The following is a 2,324-nucleotide window of genomic DNA, read 5'->3' as shown; positions in this document are numbered from 1 at the left end:
CTGACCTATCTTTTTTTACCACAAGTCGGTTAACACCTCACTCTATCTTGGTTGCGGCGGGGTTGTCACCCCGCCAGGTAATTGGGACTTCTATTCTGATTTTGGATTGACCCCAAACATAACCAGTCAAATCACCATGAAGTAGATGACATTCATCTAAAAACAATACTATTGTTTCCCCAGATTCTATACCAGCCTTGTTTTTAAATAAAATATCGTTAATTTCTTCTGTCTTTTTTTTTACCAGTTCTTCATCAAATTTAGGATTGGTTTTTTGAGTTTTTTTCCAACTAATTTTCGCCCGATCGAAAAGTTCATAGTAACTCTGTTTTGATTTATATACCACACCAAATTCTCGCTCTAAATAAGTAACCAGCTCATCTAAATTCCAATATTATTTATTCTTTAACCACTCGATTACTTCATCATTTTGTTGAGCTGTTAAATACCCTTTTGACCCTTTATGTCCTAGTTTGATTCCGGCGATGCCTTTGGTTTCACATTGTTTTTTCCAATAACCAATAAAAAATTTACTTACACCTAAAATTTTGCTGATTTCATGGTAGATATTACCTGCAAGCGCCATCCTTACAGCTATTGCTCGTTTGAGTTCTCTGGCATCGATATCGCTTTTAATGAAAGCTTCTAAACAAGCTATTTCTTTTTCCCTATCTTTTTGTGGCAGTTGTAAGTTATTCATTTTTTTATGGTCACAATCAAGTATTGCATATAATTATATCACAATCATGATAATGATTTAGGATTGCTATAGAAGTGATTTTCTGACCACACATTCGATACATTGGGGAATTGAATGTTACCACAGAGCCATCAAACAACTTTGTGGGATTAAAAAATTTATGGTGAGAAGTTCTCCGGCTATTGTCACCCATTTCTTCTGTTCAATTCGGGCTTTTGTCCAATTAGAATTGATGAGGGCAGAGGCATTGATTGATAATTGGTATGAAATTCAAAGAAATTTATCGTTAGAAGTAGCCCGTGATTTTATTCTCCATTACCTGAATCAAAAAGTAGGTCTAAAAGCTGAATATTATTAACTAACCGCTAAGTTCCTATTAATATCCTCGCAAAAAATCTGCATTTAAGAGATTTTTGCAATTGTTTGTGATGGCCAAAATTAAACCTGCTAAAGGAATTCCGTAATTTTAGCACTTGCTTCATATTTGGGCTGATTTGTCAAGGCGTAAGTCCTAAGTTGGGGCAAGTCATCAGGTCTATCCTTGAAGTAATTAATGTTGGCTGCTAGCATCTCAATCAATCCCTGGTCATCGGACACATTAGCAAGGACTGCAATGAATGAAGAACGGGAATCCCAGGCTATCCACTGCCAAATGACGCTTGATGCCATTGGTAGCTTTGTAAAAGTAAAACCCTTTGGATTCAACTCCAGCATTACAGGTGTTTTTCACCGCTTGTGAGTCGATGATTAGCAACATTGTCCATGTTGTTTTTTTTTGACCTGTGTTCGCTTGGGCGTACAAAGTATCTCGAATCTGCTCTACTAACACGCCGTCTGAGTGCCACTGCTTGTAGTGCCAAAATACTGTGCAGTAGGGTGGCAGGTAGACAGGGCAGGTCACCCCAGTTGCCACCGTCCTTCAGTTGGTAGAGGATGCCGTTCAAAATTTGAGGCGCAAGTCCACCGAGGCGGTGTCGTTTACTTTTTTTGAGGTAAGAGTGGCTCAATGATTTCCCACTCCTCGTCGGTTAGGTCGCTGGAATATGCCATTTATGACTAATTCTAGCTCCTCATCCAAGACCCCAAATAGGTTCTATATCTCGCTTGAGTCGCAACGCCGGACACTTTATCGGGATTAACCTCCGTCCACTCTACTTATTGCTATTTTACCGCCATAACCATTAGTCTTTCAGCAACGCTGATTATTTAATATGGTTTCTAATTACACTATCATTGTGCCTGTTCAGGACGGCGATGTCTGAGGGGTTTAACCCCTCAGACATCGCCAGTCTCTTTTTCTCACAGACTTACTAAACCCTAGGAAGAGTGAGCGTGATCTTTGCTTAATTTTTCTTAATATCCCGTGGTAAAGGTTAAAGAAGAACGCCTGGTTGAGGACGATCACATCCTTAAAGCAAAGTTGACACCCATGAAATGTGCCTTACCTAACCTATACTCGACGAAGTAAGGCGCATCATCATGTTGAACCACAGAGTTCTTCTACCAATGGGTGGGAGATTGTCAGGGCAAAAGCCGTATTTTGGTCTAAAAAAAGATCCCTTCCCGGAAAGAGGAGTCAGCCAGCGGAGGCAGGATCGGGAATAAACAGCTCAAATCGTTGGTG

At 39.9% G+C, this 2,324-nt stretch carries 2 protein-coding genes and 2 pseudogenes; 1 reads left to right on the top strand and 3 read right to left on the bottom strand.

The features are described 5' to 3' along the window. Window positions 1-37: 37 nt before the first annotated feature. Window positions 38-382 (bottom strand): annotated as a pseudogene (locus tag QUA53_RS28895) (winged helix-turn-helix domain-containing protein); the annotation flags it as partial. A gap of 12 nt (window positions 383-394) precedes the next feature. Beyond that, entirely contained in the window at window positions 395-700 is a 306-nt protein-coding gene (locus QUA53_RS28890; RefSeq protein ID WP_333101291.1) for a helix-turn-helix domain-containing protein, read from the bottom strand. Window positions 701-791: 91 nt separating this feature from the next. Between QUA53_RS28890 and QUA53_RS28885 the strand changes: the two are divergent. After that, window positions 792-1,058, top strand: a pseudogene (locus tag QUA53_RS28885) (IS701 family transposase); the annotation flags it as partial. Between the two features lie 89 nt (window positions 1,059-1,147). Here QUA53_RS28885 and QUA53_RS28880 read toward each other — a convergent pair. Next, window positions 1,148-1,369 carry a hypothetical protein gene (locus QUA53_RS28880; RefSeq protein WP_333101290.1) on the bottom strand — a complete coding sequence of 74 codons (222 nt, stop codon included), beginning with the start codon at window positions 1,367-1,369 and terminating at the stop codon, window positions 1,148-1,150. Window positions 1,370-2,324: the final 955 nt, after the last annotated feature.

The sequence above is a fragment of the Microcoleus sp. Pol12B3 genome, from assembly GCF_036701355.1.
In the GTDB taxonomy this organism is placed as follows: Bacteria; Cyanobacteriota; Cyanobacteriia; order Cyanobacteriales; family Microcoleaceae; genus Microcoleus.
This window is presented reverse-complemented; position numbering and strand designations above follow the sequence as displayed.

Excerpts from the sequence above, each read along its gene's own strand:
- QUA53_RS28890 (WP_333101291.1), bottom strand. The coding sequence starts at position 700 with ATGAATAACTTACAACTGCCACAAAAAGATAGGGAAAAAGAAATAGCT.
- QUA53_RS28880 (WP_333101290.1), bottom strand. The coding sequence starts at position 1,369 with ATGGCATCAAGCGTCATTTGGCAGTGGATAGCCTGGGATTCCCGTTCT.